This window comes from Brevibacterium aurantiacum (genome assembly GCF_003932995.1).
Taxonomy (GTDB): domain Bacteria; phylum Actinomycetota; class Actinomycetes; order Actinomycetales; family Brevibacteriaceae; genus Brevibacterium; species Brevibacterium aurantiacum.
This window is the reverse complement of sequence record NZ_CP025333.1, coordinates 3732644-3748504: the sequence shown is the minus strand read 5'-3', so window position 1 is coordinate 3748504 and position 15861 is coordinate 3732644. Positions and strand designations below refer to the sequence as shown.

The following is a 15861-nucleotide window of genomic DNA, read 5'->3' as shown; positions in this document are numbered from 1 at the left end:
TCAGCTTAAGAACCGGAGGACTTCATGCCCCACGCAGCACATTCGAACGTCACCTATACGATCGACCGGGGCGTCGCCCATGTGGAGATCGACCGCGCCGAGAAGCTCAACTCACTGACCAGAGAGGTGTTCGAAGACCTCGTCGAGGTCGGCCTCGCGCTCAGGGAATCGACTGAGGTCAGGGCCGTCGTGCTCTCCGGCCGCGGGCGGGCGTTCAGTGCTGGCCTGGACTTCACCGAGATGTCCAGGCTCGCGGAGGAAGGCACCGCGACGACCTCCGCCGAGGCGGGTGCGGGGTCCGAGTCACCGGCCGAAGGCGCCGTCGACGTGGGTGAGCGGCTCGGGTCCGCTCGGGCGCTGGCGCAGAAGGCCGTGCACGTGTGGTCCCTGATCGAGGTTCCGGTCATCGCCGGACTCAGGGGTCCGGCGCTCGGCGGCGGGATGCAGATCGCGCTGGGCACGGACATCCGCATCGCCGGACCCGACGTCCAGCTCTCGCTGATGGAGATCAAATGGGGGATCATCCCGGACATGTGCGGGACTCAGCTCCTGCCGCGCCTGGTCGGACCCGGAATGGCGAAGAAGCTCATCGCCACAGGTGAGGCCATCGGAGCCGAGGAAGCCCTGCGGATCGGTCTCGTCGAAGAAGTCGCCGAGGACCCGGTCGAGCGAGCCCTTGCGCTCGCCGCCGACATCGCCGGAAAATCACGCTCGGCGCTCGTCTGGGCGAAGAAGCTCGTCGATCTCTCCTTTGAGGCCGACCTGGCCACTGGCCTCGATGCCGAGCAGGAGGCCTTGGCCTCCCTCATCGGCACCGACGAGCAGCGCAAAGTCGTCACAGATCGGCTGGCGCGCATGGCCAAGCGGTCGAAGGGCTGAGGCGCAGCGACGCAGTTGTGATGTGCCGGCCGCTCAGCTGACGGCCCGCCGCGGCTCAGCCGTGACGACCCGGCGAGGCTCAGCCGTGCTTGCCGGGGAACTCCGGGCGGACCGGGTCGATGCTCCGGGCGGATCCGACCACCTCGGCGACGGTGTCGAACGTGTCGAGCTCACGCAGCAGCACGAGTGTCGGGCGCATGAGCTTGAGGCGTTCCTCGGCTTCGGCGGTCAGGATCTCGGCCACTGGCATCCATTCACTCGAATGGGCTTCGGTGGTCTGATGGTGGGCTGACTCGAGGTCACCGGCCGAGAGGGCATAGAAATAGGTGTCGAAGCGTTTAGGCCGTCCGGCCGGGGTGACCCAGTTCGCCCACGGCTTCAAGCCGGCAGGATCGAGCACGGCGCCGGTCTCCTCCTCGACCTCACGCACAGCGGTGGCCAGCAGGATGCGCCAACCGTCGGCCACCTCGGCGATGGTGGAGTCCTTCCACGCTGCCTGATGACTCTGCGGATCGGGGACCGCGATGGAGGCCGCAGTCTGCTCATCGATGGGATCGACGCGGCCGCCGGGGAAGACGACGACGCCGGCGGCGAAGTCCATCGTCGACACCCGATGCTGGACGAAGACCTCGAGCCCCGTGGCACCGTCGCGGATCATGAGCACGCTGACGGCGGGTTTGATCGGCACGGCGTGCGGGTCGGGCACATCGGGCCCGCGGCTGGAGGAATCGGCGAGGTCCGAACGGTCGGACCCCTCGGGGGAGATTTCTCGAATCACTGTCAGCACCTTCGCCTCTGTGTCTGCTCGTCACCTTCCATTATGACTGTGACTGTTGTCCTCGGCGGAGGCGGGGTGGGCCGCTGGGGCGAACTCATTGGAAATCATGCGGCAGGATACGATGGTGCCAGACGAGAGCGACGGCGAGTTTCTCAAGGCAGCTTGAGCTCTGGTGCCTGGGAGTCTGAGCGCGGCACCCGGCGTTGACGGCCCGCAGACCGGAAGAGTAAGGACATGACCAGATTGGAGAACTATCTTTTCTTCTCAATCGATCAGGCGTGGCCGAACTGGCTGATTGTCACACTTCTGGCGATCGACATGATCATCCGCATCGTTGCGCTGGGCTGGATTCCGCACAACCGCAGACCATCTGTCGCGCTCGGCTGGCTGCTCGCAATCTTCCTCATCCCCTACGTCGGAATTCTCGCGTTCCTGCTGCTCGGCTCGGCGAAGCTGCCGAAGAGGCGGCGGGACAAACAGGTGCTCGTCAACGACATCTTCCGGGACCAGACCGATGATCGGGCGATCATCGGCGACTCCGCCCACATGCCCGAACCGCTGAGCACCGCGGCGCAGCTCAACTTCGAACTGGGCGCGCTGCCGATGACGCACGGCAACGCCTTCGATCTGCAGATCGACAACCACGCCTGCATGGAGGCGATGGCCGACGAGATCGATGCGGCCACTCGGTTCGTCCACTTCGAGTTCTACATCGTCGCCATCGATGACACGACGAGGCGGCTCTTCGAATCGCTGCTGGCCGCGCACGAGCGCGGGGTTCGGGTGAGAATCCTCATCGACCATCTGGGTTCACTGGGATATCCCGGCTACTCGGACCTGGTCAAGCGGCTCAACTTATCGGGAGTGGCGTGGCGCCGAGCCCTGCCGATCCGTCCCTGGAAGGGCGAATACCAGCGACCCGACCTGCGCAACCACCGGAAGATCCTCGTCGTCGACGGCGAGGTCGCCTTCACCGGGTCGCAGAACATCATCGACCGGTCCTACAACAAGCGACGCAACTTGCGGAAGGGCTTCCAATGGATGGACCTGTCGCTGAAGTGCAGCGGCCCAGTCGTCGATGAACTCGATGCGGTCTTCATCACGGACTGGTATTCGGAGACGGGGGAACTCTTCGACGAAGCCTCGCAAGGGGAACTCCGGGCACCGCAGAACGGCGGCATCCAGGCGCAGGTGGTGCCGTCTGGACCAGGGTTCGAAGACGAGAACAATCTGCGTCTGTTCAATCACCTCATCTACAACGCGAACCGCAGCGTCGTCGTCTGCTCACCGTACTTCGTGCCCGACGAGTCGCTCATGCACGCGCTCACGACAGAGGCCCGGTCCGGAGTCGACGTGCGCCTGTATGTGGGGGAGACGAGCGACCATTGGGTGACGCAACGGGCCCAGCAGTCCTATTACGCCGATCTGGTGCGGGCCGGAGTCCGGATCTTCCTGTACCACGCCCCGACCGTGCTGCATTCGAAGTTTCTCATGATCGACGATGAAGTCTCGATCATCGGATCCTCGAACATGGATGAGCGATCGTTCGCGATGAACATGGAGGTCACCATGTTCATCGTCGACAAGGAGTTCACCCAGCGGATGTACGACCTCGAAGCGCAGCGGTACGCGCCGAACTCCGTCGAGCTCGACGCCGAACGCTGGAACGATCGGCCGCTGCTGCACAAGTATGTGGAGAACGTCGCCAGGCTCACGAGCTCGCTGCTCTGAACTGGACAGGATAAGACAACGCTCCCGCACACCGATCAGTGTGCGGGAGCGTCGTCGCTTACGAGCCTCAGGTGTCTTCGGAGAGTCCGGATGGGCCTTCGTCATCGAGATCGCGCATGGGGTCAGCCATGACATCGTCCTTGACCTCGGGGGTGCCCGTGGACGTGGCACCTGGGGTGCCGGCGGACTTGCTGCCCGTGGAGGCTGCACCGGCTCCGGCAGCGGAGTTGACCTTGTCGGCTGCAGTCTGGACAGCATCGGCGACAGCCGGTGACTTCTCGCGGATCGACTGGTTCGCCTTCTCAACGGTGTCCTGCACTCGCGGGTCGGTCCAGAGATCCTGTGCCTGGGCCTTGAGCTTCTCGTAGCTCTGACGTCCGGTGCGTGATCCGAGTACGTAACCGACTCCCAGACCAGCCAGGAGAATCAATCGCTTCTTCATTTTCCTGCTCTCCTTCTCAGCTTGCCGTGACTGCATGCAACACGTGTGAGTGCTCGGACCGACGGTGAACGGCGGTCGTGCGCATCGGCACTGTGTCCTGGTTCACCACCTTATACTGCAGATGGTTCCCTCGTGAAAGAATATCGTCTCAGGTTTGTAGAAAGCACACAGTTCAGCGGCGTTCAGCTCACTGTGGCCTGCTGCTGGGTGATGCAGTGGATTCCTCCGCCGCGAGCATAGAGTTCGCGAGCGTCGACGCCGACGACCTTGCGGCCCGGGTACACCTGCTCAAGCACGGACACCGCCTCGGCGTCCATCGGATCGTCGAAGGTGCAGGCGATGACCCCGTCATTGGTGACGAGATGGTTGACGTAGGAGTAGTCGACCCACCCCTCGTCATCGCGCAGCACCTCGGGCGCCGGGATCGCTACGACCTCGAAGGGCTGGCCCTCCGCTGTGGTCTCGGCCCTGAACTGGGTCTTGAGCGACTGAGAGAACTCGAAGTCCGGGTGTTCGGGATTGCGCTGATCGTGGATGAGGACGACACCAGGGCTGGGCATGGCCGCGACGATGTCGACGTGGCCGCGCGTGCCGAAGGTCTGATTGTCGCGGTAGAGACCGTGGTCGAGCCAAATGACCTTCTTCGCCCCGATGGTGCGGGCGAATTCGGCCTCCACATCGGCCTCGGTCAGGTCGGGGTTGCGGCCCGGATCCAGCTGCACGCTGCGCGTGGCCAGCACCGTGCCCTGCCCGTCGACGTGGAAGCCACCGCCCTCATTGCGCAGCTGGGAGTCCAGGATCGGGACGCCGGCCTGGTTCGCAACGAAGCGGCCGATGTGCTGATCGTGATCCCATGTCGCCCATTCCTGAGCGCCCCAGCCGTTGAAGACCCAGTCCACGGCGTGCAGCTTACCGTTGTCGTCGACGACGAAGCTGGGACCGATGTCACGCATCCACGCATCATCGAGTTCTGCGTTGACGACGGTGATCGGATGGCTGATCCCCTCGCCGAGGTGGCGGTGGGCATGGTCTGTCTGCGACGTTGACACCACCACAGTCACCGGCGTGAACTCGCTGGTGGCACGGGCCACGGCGGCCCAGGTGCGGCGGGCGGCCTCTGCCTCATCTTCGGTATCGCCCAAGGCGTATCCAGAGGATGGGAATGCCATCCAGATGCGGTCATGGGCGGCTGTTTCCGCGGGCATGTGAAACGTCATCGTTCATCCCTTCGAGTCTGAGGAAGCGTGGCTTGTCCCGAGTGTAGCGAGATTCGGCTCCTGGGGGTCAACGGATTTCGCACCACTCTGGGCGATGTAGGCACCACCTCGGGCGGTGAGGGGCGGGTCCGTATAGTCTGACGTGAATGACAGGATTCCTGGATGACAGGGTTCGAACTCGCCATGGGAGGCAGTACGTGGAACAGCAGGATCTGCAGGAACTCTTCTCTCGCTCGGGCACGGGCCCGTTGTCGGGCGTGGTCGTCGCTGACTTCTCACGAGTGCTCGCGGGGCCCTACGCGACGATGATGCTCGCGGACCTCGGGGCCACGGTCATCAAGGTCGAGGGCAGGACCGGTGATGACACTCGGCACTGGGCGCCACCTCGGCGCGGGGACGATGCGACGTACTTCCTCACGGCGAACCGGAACAAGCATTCCGTGGTCCTCGACTTCAAGGACGAAGACGACCTGGGGCTGGCACAGGAACTGGCCCGGCGGGCGGATATTCTGGTGGAGAATTTCAAGGCCGGTGGTTTGGCCAAGTACGGGCTCGACTACGAGACCGTCAAGGCCGAGAATCCAGGCATCATCTACGCTTCGGTGACCGGGTTCGGGCGCGACAACCCGCAGCCCGGCTACGATCTGCTCATCCAGGGGCTGTCGGGTTTCATGAGCGTGACCGGATCCCAGGAGTCGGGCCCGGTCAAGGCCGGTGTCGCCGTCGTCGACGTGTTCACCGGTCTGCACACCACGGTCGGGATCCTGGCCGCATTGGCCCACCGCAAGGACACCGGTCAGGGGCAGCTGGTTGAGACGAACCTGCTGTCCTCGGCGCTGTCGGGACTGGCGAACCAGACCTCGGCGTACGTTGCCGGTGGCGTCGTTCCGCAGGCCATGGGCAACGCCCACCCGAGCCTCTACCCCTACCAGCCGATGCCCACAGCCGAGGGTCAGATCATCATCGCCGTGGGCAATGACAACCAGTTCAAGTCATTGGCCTCCGTGCTCGGCCACCCCGAGTGGGCCGAGGATGAACGCTTCGCGAACTTCTCCGACCGCAACGAGAATCGTGGAGAACTCGAACCCGAACTCATCGCCGCACTGAGTGAGAAGACGAATCAGGAGTGGTTCGACATCCTCTCCGCTGCCGGCCTTCCGTGTGCCCCGATCAACACGATCGCCCAGGGTGTGGAGTTGGCATCGTCGCTGGGACTTGAGCCCGTCGCCGAGGCGGGGGCCGGGGATCGCGTGATCCCGACGGTGGCCAATCCGATCCGTCTGTCAGAGACTCCGGCCAGCTACGATCTTGCGCCGCCGACCTTGGGGGAGAGCACCGACGCGGTCAAGGAATGGCTGCGCGGTCAACGATGAGGGCAGTCACTTCACCGTCACGACCAGAGTCATGGTCGACGTCATGGCACCAGTCATGACCTCAGGCGCATGAACTCTGGCTGCGGCAGGCGTGGGAACAGGGTGGGTTCGTAAAACACCTGGGTTGTTCGGGCTGAACTTCCGGATTCACTGACGTACCCTAGAGTCTGTATGAAAGCACCCTAGTCACTGGGGAGATCCTGAGCAGTCCACTTCTGGTCAAGGCGGATTTCGCGAAGTGGCGCCCATAATCCAGGACTGAGATGGACACAGACAAGACTGAGACGAAGGCCGCCGGGAGGCCGGTCGTCAAACGCGTACTGATGGTTGTGGCCATGCTGCTGACCGCGTTCCACCTGCTCGCAAGCTTCCTCTGGATCGCCCCGTCGTCGACGGCGCGACAGGTGATCCCCGGGAACCTGCTCTCGGAGTACATGATTCCCCTGTGGGGTCAGTCATGGAGCGTATTCGCTCCTGAGCCGATCAACGGCGACTACTACTTCGACGTCCGCGCGGTCGTCAAGACCGACGGCGGCGGCGAAGAGGTCACCGACTGGGTGCGAGCCACCGATGTCGAACTCGACCATTCGACCTACAGGCCCTTCCCGCCGCGCTCGGCCGGCCTGGGCATCGGAGTAGCCTCCGATATCAAGGGATCGTGGGAGGACCTGCCCAATGATCAGAAGGCAATCGTCAAGCTCGACTACTTCAAGGGTGATGACTCGGTCGACCGACTGACGACGAAGTTGAAGGAGTACGAGGACCCCGATGGTGCTGTGGGCGGATATCTCGAGAGCGAGCACCTGGCCACGGCGTATGCGACACAGGTGGCCAAGGCGATCTGGGGCGAGGACGTCCAGCGCGTCCAGTACCAGGCGGCTCGGCAGAACGTCGTCCCGTTCGCGCAGCGCAATGACGATGATGCCGAACGACCGAACATCCAGCCGGTTCCGGTCGGGTGGCGAGCACTGGTGAGCGAACCACACCAGTCTGATGAGGAGTTCGCGAAGTACTTCTGTGCCTCCGATGAAGTGAGGTGTGCAGATGAGCAGTGACAGGAACACCAAGGTCAAGGGTGACGAACCCGAAGTGGACTCACAAGCGCAGACGCAGGCGGATTCGAATGAGAACATTCCGCTCGCCTCACGCGTCCTAGGCAGCATTTCACGCGGGTGGAACTGGCTGGAGGAAATGCTCACCGGGCGTTACCACGCCACTTATGGTCTCGCGGTGACCCGTATCCTCATCGGCCTGACCGGGCTCGGCATTCTGCTGACGAACTTCAACGCCCGGCACTACACCTTCGGCGTGGGCAGCGCCTGGAACGGTGAGATCGCCGAACCCAAGAGCGACTTCCCCAACATCTGGCTGTTCTCCCTCTTCCACCGCGCAGTGACCAACCCTGCCTTGTTCACCATCATGATGATCGGTCTGGCGATCCTCGCCGTCGTCATCGTCCTGGGATGGCGGACACGCATCGTCCTGCCCTTCTACCTCGTCCTGTGGGTCAGCTTCATCGAGCTCAACGACGGTGCCGGGGATCAGGGTGACAACGCGTATCGCATGTTCATGATCGCGATGCTCTTCGCCGACACCACTCGCCGATGGTCATTGGACGCCAAACGCAAGAGAAAGCAGAACCCGGAGTTCCCCGACACCGATGGCGGCAGTTATCGCTGGGTCCTCATCATGGCCAACAACTTGGCGATCGTCGTGCTGGCCTTCCAGGTCTGTGCGATCTACATGTCGGGTGGTCTCTACAAGGCAGGCGGTGCCGCCTGGCAGCACGGATTTGCGGTGTACAACCCGCTGCAGACTCAGCAGTTCGGTACCTGGCCGGTGCTCTCTGACCTGCTCACCGCCTGGGGGCCGATGGTCGTGGCCATCTCCTGGGGTTCGGTGCTGTTCCAGTGCGCGTTCCCGTTCATGCTCTTCAACAGGTACACGCGAATCATCGGCCTCCTGGGCATTCTGTCCTTCCACTTGGGCATCGCCCTGCTGATGGGACTGCCCTGGTTCTCGCTGACGATGATCGCCGTCGACGCCATCTTCATCCGCGACCGCAGCTTCGAAAAGCTCCACAAGCTGGTGAGTCGCTGGTGGAAGTCGACGAGCGACGGCATGGAACGGGCGAAAGCGAAGTCCTCGCGCTGACCTCTTAAGCGTCGCTTCGCGGACACAGCGGAAGGGCCCCATCGAAGTTTGAGAGCTCGACTTTGAAGCAGAGCTCTGAAACTTCGATGGGGCCCTCACTGCTCACCTACGCGGCGCATCACCGACTACGCGGCGCGTCACCGCTTGGGGCGCAGCTCCAGTCCGGTGGTCTCCGGATCCTCGGGCAGGCCGATGACGATGTCGTCTCCGTCGGCCACATCGCCGGCCAGCAGCGCGCGGGCCAGCTTGTCACCGATCTCGCGCTGGACCAGCCTGCGCAGAGGCCGGGCACCGAACGCAGGATCATAGCCCTCTAGCGCGAGCCAGTCCTCGGCGGCATCCGTGACCTCAAGCGTGATCCGCCGTTCGGTCAGTCGAGACGCCAGACGCTGGATCTGCAGGTCGACGATCGAGGACAGCTCCTCGGTGCTCAGAGCATCGAAGAGGACGATGTCGTCGAGGCGGTTGAGGAACTCGGGCTTGAACGTCGAATGCACGACGCCGAGCACCGCATCCTTCTGCTCCTGCGCGCTCAGCGACCTGTCGACGAGGAACTGCGAACCGAGGTTCGACGTCAGGATGAGGATCGTGTTCCGGAAGTCGACCGTATGGCCCTGGCCATCGGTGAGGCGACCGTCATCGAGAACCTGCAGCAAGATGTCGAAGACGCTCGGGTGAGCCTTCTCCACCTCATCGAGGAGGACGACGGAGTAGGGGCGACGGCGCACAGCCTCGGTGAGCTGACCGCCCTCGTCATAGCCCACGTAGCCCGGAGGGGCACCGACGAGACGGGACACGGTGTGCTTCTCCCCGTACTCGCTCATATCGATGCGGATCAGGGCCTTCTCATCGTCGAAGAGGAAGTCGGCGAGGGACTTCGCCAGCTCCGTCTTGCCCACACCCGTGGGTCCGAGGAACAGGAATGAGCCCGTCGGACGGTCCGGGTCGGCGATGCCGGCACGTGAGCGTCGGATCGCATCCGAGACCGCGGTGACAGCATTCTTCTGGCCGATGAGACGCTTGCCCAGCACATCCTCGGCGCCCAGCAGCTTCTCGATCTCCCCCTGGAGCAGGCGGCCCGCGGGGATGCCGGTCCACGCGGAGACCACCTCGGCGATGTCATTGCTCGAGACCCGATCGCTGACCATCGGATCGGTCTCGGTCTCAGCGTTGGCCTCCTCTGCCTCGGCGATGTCGATCTCCTTCTGCACGGCGGGGATCTCCCCGTAGAGCAGACGTGAGGCGGTCTCCAGGTCCGTGTCGCGCTGGGCCTTGTCCGCCTGGGAACGCAGATCGTCGAGCTTCGTCTTCAGATCGCCGACACGGTTGAGGCCGGCACGCTGGGATTCCCAGGTGGCCTCGAGGCCGTGTAGCTCCTCTTCCCGATCGGCAAGGTCGGCACGCAGGGCGCCGAGGCGTTCGATCGAAGCCGTGTCCGTTTCCTTGGACAGGGCCATGTCCTCCATCTTCAGTCGGTCCACCGCGCGGCGGAGCTCATCGATCTCGACCGGAGCCGAGTCGATCTCCATGCGCAGTCGGGACGCGGCCTCGTCGACGAGGTCGATGGCCTTATCCGGCAGCTGACGCCCGGTGATGTAGCGATTGGACATGGTGGCCGCGGCGATCAGGGCGCCGTCGTTGATCGAGACCTTGTGGTGGGCCTCGTAGCGTTCCTTGAGGCCACGCAGAATCGCGACCGTGTCCTCGACGCTGGGCTCACCGACGTAGACCTGCTGGAACCTGCGTTCCAGGGCAGGGTCCTTCTCGATGTTCTCCCGGTACTCGTCGAGGGTGGTTGCGCCGACGAGGCGCAGTTCACCGCGGGCGAGCATCGGTTTGAGCATGTTGCCGGCATCCATCGCCGAGTCACCGGTGGCTCCGGCTCCGACGACGGTGTGGAGCTCATCGATGAACGTGATGATCTGACCATCGGCGTTCTTGATCTCTTCGAGAACGGCCTTGAACCGCTCCTCGAATTCACCGCGGTACTTCGCTCCGGCGACCATTGCGGACAGGTCCAGACTGATCAGGGTCTTGTTGCGCAGGGATTCGGGCACGTCTCCGGCCACGATCCGCTGAGCCAGTCCCTCGACGACGGCGGTTTTGCCGACGCCTGGTTCGCCGATGAGGACCGGGTTGTTCTTCGTCCTCCGGGAGAGGACCTGGATGACCCGTCGGATCTCCTTGTCGCGGCCGATGACCGGGTCGAGTTTGGCCTCACGTGCGGTGGCGGTGAGGTCGACGCCGTATTTCTCCAGCGACTGCATCGTGTCCTCGGGATTTTCCGAGGTGACCTTCTTGCCTCCGCGCAGCTCGGGCAGGGCAGCCAGCAGCGCATCGCGTCCGGCGCCGTTGGCTCGAAGGGCTTCGCCTGCCCCGTCCTTGCCTGCGGCTGCCGCGAGCAGCAGGTGCTCGGTCGACACGAACTGATCGCCGAGGCTCGTCATCTCCTCCTGCGCGAGATTCATCATCTCGAGTCCGGAGCGCGAGAGTCCCGGCTGGGCGACGGTCTGCCCGCTGACGGTGGGGAAGCCGTCGATGGTCGAACGGACAGCGGCGAGCACGGTCCGGGGGTCGGCGCCGACCTTGGTCACCAGGTTCGAGGCCAGTGAGTCGGGCTGATCAAGCAGCGCCGCGACCACGTGGGCGGGCTCGACCTGGTTGTTCCTCCTGGCCACGACGTCATTGATCGCGGACTGCAGCGTCTCGCGTGATTTGGTTGTCATCTGTGCGTCCATGCGCATCTCCTTCACAAGTGTTCCGTGAACAGTAATTGCTCTCGAAGAGTTCAACACCAACAAAGTTGAGTCTATTCCACTCAGCTTTAGAAAAACCCGAGAATCCGCCTCCTCGCGGGGAGCATGTCACGCAGGCGCACCGCGGGGAGTGACTCGACGCAGCAGCTCACCTCAGAAGCACGGATTGGAGGTCGAATCGGCGCAGCACCCTGTCGGCGACCTCCGGATCGGTGCCGCGTTCGCGCCGGGCCTTGAGCACTTCCGTGCGGGCCGACTGCAGCGCCCGGGTCTGCACCTTGGCCATGACCTCGCGGTTCTCCTTCAGCGTCGTCGCCTGTTCAGAGCTGGCCTGGTCGTCAGTGGTTCCCAGCAGCTGCGCATAGAGGCCCTTGAAGCGGGCGCGCAGAGGGTCGGCCACCTCGTCGGGCAGAGCCGGGTCGTTCTTGATCTGGTGGAGGGCGGCTTTGTAGGCCCGGGCCGCGATCTCCTTCGTCGCCTGGCGTTCCTTCTCCGCCTCGTCGTCGATGCCTAGGACGTTGACGATGGTGGGGAAGGTGAGGCCGGCGAGCACCAGCGTCACGAGCAGGATCACCGCGGCTGCGACGAGGATGTAGGAACGGCCGGGGAAGGGTTCGCCGGTGTCTGTGGTCGCCGGAATCGACAGGGCCAGTGCGATCGTGGCCAAACCGCGCATGCCGCCCCAGGTCATGAGCGTGGCATCCCTGATGTTCAGCGGTGCGGCATCCGGGTCCTCCTCCCTGCGCTTGTTCTCCAGCACGGTTCCGATGAGCAGCCAGCCGAACCGCACGGCGATGACGATGAGCGCGATGCCCAACCCCACGAGGACGGCCTTTCCCAGGTCGGCGTGCTCGGACTCGACGACCATGCGCAGATCGAGGCCGATGAGGCCGAAGGCGATTCCGGTGATGAGCATTTCCAGGACCTGCCACGTCGAGGCCTGGGTGACACGTTCCGCCGAGTTGCCTTCGACGTCGCGCCTGCGCACCTCGAGCGCGGCCACGACGACGGCGATGACTCCGCTGGCATGGAAATGTTCGGCGATGAGGTAGACGCCGAAGGGCAGCATGAGCATGAGCGAGGAGCGGGCGATCGTATGGTCGATCTTCTCCATCACCCACCACACGATGAACACGACGACGAGGCCGACGGTGATGGCGATGACCGCGGAGATGAGGAAGGACAGGGCCAGCTGACCGAAGTCCACCTCGGTGCCGGACATGGCTGCCGCCATCGCCGTCTGGAAGATGACGAGGGAGGCGGCATCGTTGAACAGCCCTTCACTCTGCAGGGTCGACATGATCCGCCGAGGTATCGAGACAGTTCCCGCGACCGCATCGACGGCGACGGGGTCAGGCGGGGCGAGCATGGCGCCGAGGGCCACCGCCGCCGCGATCGTGATCCCGGGGATGAGGAGGACCGCAGTTCCGGCCACTGCCGCCACCGTCACCCCGACGAGAGCGACCGCCATGCCCAGGATCGTGCGCCAGCGGATGGCGAAGAGCGCCCACGAGGTCTTCTGCGCGGCGGCAAACAGGAGCGGAGGCAGGAACAGAGGCAGAATGAGATCGGGTTCGATGGTGATCTCGGCGAACGTGGGAATGAACGCGCCGGCGATGCCGATGATGACCATGAGAGCCGGCCAGGGGAGGCGCAGCTTCTGGCCCAGGCCCACGACCACGCTGGTTGCGGCACCGAATCCGATGATCATCAGCAGAGTCGTCATGCTCGTCTCCTCGATATGGGTGGCATGAATGCACACCGGTACAACGGCATCGATGTCAGGAAACATCGTCTCCATGAGGGGGCGCCTGGTAAGGATTCGGAAAGAGATCCACATCAGGTTTCCGCGCCGGACCAACGATATTTTGGCAGAATACCCTTATGTCTGACTCAATTGTATTCTCCCTGGAAAAGGACGCAGTCGCGACGATTTCGATCAACGAGCCTCAGACTCGGAACGCGCTGTCGCGCTCGGTGATGAAGGGTCTCATCGACACCCTCGCCGAGGTGGGTCAGCGCACCGATGTCCGTGCCGTGATCCTGTCCACCGCAGGTCACGTCTTCAGCTCCGGGCATGATCTCAAGGAGATCAGCGGGGCGAAGCTGGAATCGCAGCAGGAGACCTTCGCACTCTGCTCCGAACTCATGCAGCTGATCCAATCGATCCCGCAGCCGGTCATCGCACAGGTCCAGGGCGTGGCGACCGCCGCCGGGTGCCAGCTCGTCGCCAGCTGCGACCTGGCGGTCGCAGCAGCGTCGGCTCGGTTCGCCACCCCAGGGGTGAAGATCGGCCTGTTCTGCTCCACACCGATGGTGGCCCTGACCCGGGCGGTGCCGGCGAAGACGGCGATGCGGATGCTGCTGACCGGGGACTTCCTCAGCGCAGATGACGCACTGTCGTTCGGTCTGGTCTCCGATGTCGTCGCCGATGACGAGCTGGAGGCCTCGACCCTGGAATTGGCGCGGAAGGTCGCGTCAGCCTCGTCAGCTACAGTGGCAATAGGCAAAGCAGCGTTCTACGAACAGCGCGATCTGCCTCTGGCAGAGGCCTATGAGCACATGTCGGAGGTGATGGCGCACAACGCCGTCGCAGCCGATGCGCAGGAGGGGATCGACGCTTTTCTCACCAGAAGAGAGCCTCGGTGGCAGCATCGGGACTGACAGTGTGATTTCCTATGACAGTGTGCTCATTCGGATGGACCGGATGAGATGCTTCAGATGATGATGGAGGATCAGACGTGGCGGTAATCGTGACCGGAGCCAGCGGCTTCATCGGTGGCGCCATCGCCCGTGCCCTGGCGAACAGGGATGAGACGGTCTATGCCTTGGGTCGACGCGATCCCGAGATTCCGGGTGTGAATTTCCAGGCGTGGGACCTGACCGAACCTGCGTCGGAAGCGGTGAAGTCCCTGGCGTCGAAGGCCACGGCGGTCTTCCACTGCGCCGGCATCGCGGCCGTCAATGCCGATGACGATGAGCTCTACAGCGTCAAGGTCACGGGGACGAGGAACGTGCTCGACGCATTCGCGAAGGCGCGAATCGTGCACATCTCCTCCACCACCGTCTATTCCACGAACGCACCCCATGCGGACCTGTGGGAAGAGGCCGGGCCCAAGGATCCCAACGACTTCCACGACGCCTATTCGAGGACGCATGCTCTGGCCGAGCAGCTGGTGATGCGGATCCGTCCCGATGCTGCCATCCTCCGGCCCGCCGCGGTCTACGGCCCCGGCGAGACGATGCTCATGCCCTATCTCAGCCAAGTGGCGAAGAAGGGAGTCCTGCGACTTCCCGGCGGCGGTCGGCAGAAGATCACCCTGACCCACATCGACAACCTGGTGCGAGCGGCCATCGCCTGCGTCGACGTACCCTCGGCTTCGGGCCCGTTCAACATCGGCGATCCGACTCCGTACAAGCTCAAGGACGCCGTCTCCACCCACTTCGCCCGTATGGAATACGAGCCTGTCGTCATCGATGCGATCGCGAAGGACAAGGCGCTCTTCGCCGCGAAACTGGGCCTGAAGATCAAGACGTTCTTCAAGCGGGGCAACCGGGCGGAGCTGTTCCTCGTCGAGTACCTTCAGCACGATCGCACGTACAACCTGACTCGTCAGCAGCGAGTGCTCGGAATCTCCACCACGCAGTTCCTTCTGCCCTCACGGTTCCAGTAGCCGTTCAGGCAGTCAGCCACTCAGCGGCGCAAGATCGCGGAACTCATCGTTTGAGCCCGTGCTGGGCCGCGACGATCCGTGACATCACCGCGCGCGGGAGCACCCGTTTGAGCAGGAACGGCAGCGGTGCCCTGCTCCCTACGGCATAGAATTCGCGAGGCCTGGCCGCCTCGATGGCCGTGACGATGGTCGTGGCCACGGTCTCGGCCGAGATCCCGCCTCGTTCATTGTCATCGAGGTGCTCAAGCATCGTTCTCACATCCTCGGTGTAGACAGAACCGGGAGAGAGGTACTTCGTCCGCCGGTTGCCGATCCCGGTGGCGATAGACCCGGGTTCGACGACACTGAGCCAGACTCCGAATGGCGAGAGCTCCTGACGTGCGGCCGTGGTGAATCCGCGCAGGGCTGCCTTGGAGGCGACATAGGAGCTGCGGTGGGCCAGGGGGAAGCTGGCGAGCATGGACCCGACCATGATGATCCGGCCGCGACCACGCTCGCGCATACCGGGCAGGACGAGCTGACTCAGACGCACCGGCCCGAAGACATTGGTGTGAAACAGGCGGTCGATGGCATCGGAGGGCAGCTCCTCGAAGGGACCCGACTGGCTCTCGCCGGCATTGTTGACGAGGACGTCGACGGTGCCAAGCTCGGCGCCCAGTGACTCGACGCTGTCGAGATCGGCGAGGTCCAATTGAAGATAGCGCACCCCGGGGATCCGCTCGGACTGCGGAATCCGCTCGGGGTCCCGACTCGTGGTCAGCACCGTGCAGCCACGGTCTGCCAACTTCCTCACCAGCGCGGCACCGATGCCGGAAGTGCCACCGGTGACTAACACCGTGAGATTTGTGTTCGTCATG

The 15861-nt window shown here is 63.8% G+C and carries 13 protein-coding genes; 7 read left to right on the top strand and 6 right to left on the bottom strand.

Translation table 11 applies throughout. The features are described 5' to 3' along the window. The first annotated feature begins 24 nt into the window (after positions 1-24). The gene (locus CXR25_RS17275) at positions 25-879 is read left to right on the top strand and encodes an enoyl-CoA hydratase-related protein (RefSeq protein ID WP_114385103.1); all 855 of its coding nucleotides are present in this window, start codon (positions 25-27) and stop codon (positions 877-879) included. Positions 880-958: 79 nt separating this feature from the next. Here CXR25_RS17275 and CXR25_RS17270 read toward each other — a convergent pair whose 3' ends face one another. Beyond that, entirely contained in the window at positions 959-1657 is a 699-nt protein-coding gene (locus tag CXR25_RS17270; protein WP_114385130.1) for an NUDIX hydrolase, read from the bottom strand. A 234-nt stretch (positions 1658-1891) separates the two neighbouring features. Between CXR25_RS17270 and cls the strand changes: the two genes are divergently transcribed. Next, positions 1892-3388 carry a cardiolipin synthase gene (cls, locus tag CXR25_RS17265; protein WP_125240811.1) on the top strand — a complete coding sequence of 499 codons (1497 nt, stop codon included), beginning with the start codon at positions 1892-1894 and terminating at the stop codon, positions 3386-3388. Between the two features lie 67 nt (positions 3389-3455). Here the strand turns inward: cls and CXR25_RS17260 are convergent, their stop codons facing one another. Together CXR25_RS17260 and CXR25_RS17255 are read right to left on the bottom strand one after the other, a co-directional pair. Further along, on the bottom strand, positions 3456-3830 hold the full coding sequence (locus tag CXR25_RS17260; protein ID WP_009882330.1) for a hypothetical protein: 375 nt from the start codon (positions 3828-3830) through the stop codon (positions 3456-3458). A 182-nt stretch (positions 3831-4012) separates the two neighbouring features. Continuing rightward, positions 4013-5035 carry an agmatine deiminase family protein gene (locus CXR25_RS17255; protein WP_205676960.1) on the bottom strand — a complete coding sequence of 341 codons (1023 nt, stop codon included), beginning with the start codon at positions 5033-5035 and terminating at the stop codon, positions 4013-4015. Between the two features lie 209 nt (positions 5036-5244). On the opposite strand from CXR25_RS17255, the gene CXR25_RS17250 reads away from it, so the two are divergent. The 3 genes from CXR25_RS17250 (at position 5245) to CXR25_RS17240 (ending at position 8574) form a co-directional block, all read left to right on the top strand. Beyond that, a complete protein-coding gene (locus CXR25_RS17250; RefSeq protein ID WP_125240810.1) occupies positions 5245-6420 on the top strand; it encodes a CaiB/BaiF CoA transferase family protein in 1176 nt (391 codons plus the stop codon). Positions 6421-6683: 263 nt separating this feature from the next. Continuing rightward, positions 6684-7475 carry a DUF5819 family protein gene (locus CXR25_RS17245; RefSeq protein WP_009882333.1) on the top strand — a complete coding sequence of 264 codons (792 nt, stop codon included), beginning with the start codon at positions 6684-6686 and terminating at the stop codon, positions 7473-7475. After that, positions 7465-8574 carry an HTTM domain-containing protein gene (locus tag CXR25_RS17240; protein WP_009881849.1) on the top strand — a complete coding sequence of 370 codons (1110 nt, stop codon included), beginning with the start codon at positions 7465-7467 and terminating at the stop codon, positions 8572-8574. Before CXR25_RS17245 ends, CXR25_RS17240 begins: the two co-directional genes overlap by 11 nt. Positions 8575-8711: 137 nt before the next feature. On the opposite strand, the gene clpB is transcribed toward CXR25_RS17240, so the two are convergent. Further along, positions 8712-11312 (bottom strand): ATP-dependent chaperone ClpB, encoded by a 2601-nt coding sequence (gene clpB / locus CXR25_RS17235; protein WP_125240809.1) that lies wholly within the window; start codon positions 11310-11312, stop codon positions 8712-8714. A 166-nt stretch (positions 11313-11478) separates the two neighbouring features. Continuing rightward, positions 11479-13056: a Na+/H+ antiporter gene (locus tag CXR25_RS17230; RefSeq protein WP_241212350.1), complete on the bottom strand. Its 1578-nt coding sequence runs from the start codon at positions 13054-13056 to the stop codon at positions 11479-11481. 158 nt (positions 13057-13214) lie between these two features. On the opposite strand from CXR25_RS17230, the gene CXR25_RS17225 reads away from it, so the two are divergent. Further along, the gene (locus CXR25_RS17225) at positions 13215-13994 is read left to right on the top strand and encodes an enoyl-CoA hydratase (RefSeq protein WP_009881846.1); all 780 of its coding nucleotides are present in this window, start codon (positions 13215-13217) and stop codon (positions 13992-13994) included. A 77-nt stretch (positions 13995-14071) separates the two neighbouring features. Beyond that, positions 14072-15004, top strand: coding sequence for an NAD-dependent epimerase/dehydratase family protein (locus CXR25_RS17220; RefSeq protein WP_125240807.1), 933 nt, complete (start codon positions 14072-14074; stop codon positions 15002-15004). A gap of 43 nt (positions 15005-15047) precedes the next feature. Here the strand turns inward: CXR25_RS17220 and CXR25_RS17215 are convergent, their stop codons facing one another. After that, positions 15048-15860 (bottom strand): SDR family oxidoreductase, encoded by an 813-nt coding sequence (locus CXR25_RS17215; RefSeq protein WP_125188494.1) that lies wholly within the window; start codon positions 15858-15860, stop codon positions 15048-15050. Position 15861: the final 1 nt, after the last annotated feature.

Coding starts and splice junctions, on each gene's coding strand:
- CXR25_RS17225 (WP_009881846.1), top strand. CDS start 13,215: ATGTCTGACTCAATTGTATTCTCCCTGGAAAAGGACGCAGTCGCGACG.
- cls (WP_125240811.1), top strand. CDS start 1,892: ATGACCAGATTGGAGAACTATCTTTTCTTCTCAATCGATCAGGCGTGG.
- CXR25_RS17275 (WP_114385103.1), top strand. CDS start 25: ATGCCCCACGCAGCACATTCGAACGTCACCTATACGATCGACCGGGGC.
- CXR25_RS17255 (WP_205676960.1), bottom strand. CDS start 5,035: ATGCCCGCGGAAACAGCCGCCCATGACCGCATCTGGATGGCATTCCCA.
- CXR25_RS17215 (WP_125188494.1), bottom strand. CDS start 15,860: ATGACGAACACAAATCTCACGGTGTTAGTCACCGGTGGCACTTCCGGC.
- clpB (WP_125240809.1), bottom strand. CDS start 11,312: ATGGACGCACAGATGACAACCAAATCACGCGAGACGCTGCAGTCCGCG.
- CXR25_RS17240 (WP_009881849.1), top strand. CDS start 7,465: ATGAGCAGTGACAGGAACACCAAGGTCAAGGGTGACGAACCCGAAGTG.
- CXR25_RS17230 (WP_241212350.1), bottom strand. CDS start 13,056: ATGACGACTCTGCTGATGATCATCGGATTCGGTGCCGCAACCAGCGTG.
- CXR25_RS17260 (WP_009882330.1), bottom strand. CDS start 3,830: ATGAAGAAGCGATTGATTCTCCTGGCTGGTCTGGGAGTCGGTTACGTA.
- CXR25_RS17245 (WP_009882333.1), top strand. CDS start 6,684: ATGGACACAGACAAGACTGAGACGAAGGCCGCCGGGAGGCCGGTCGTC.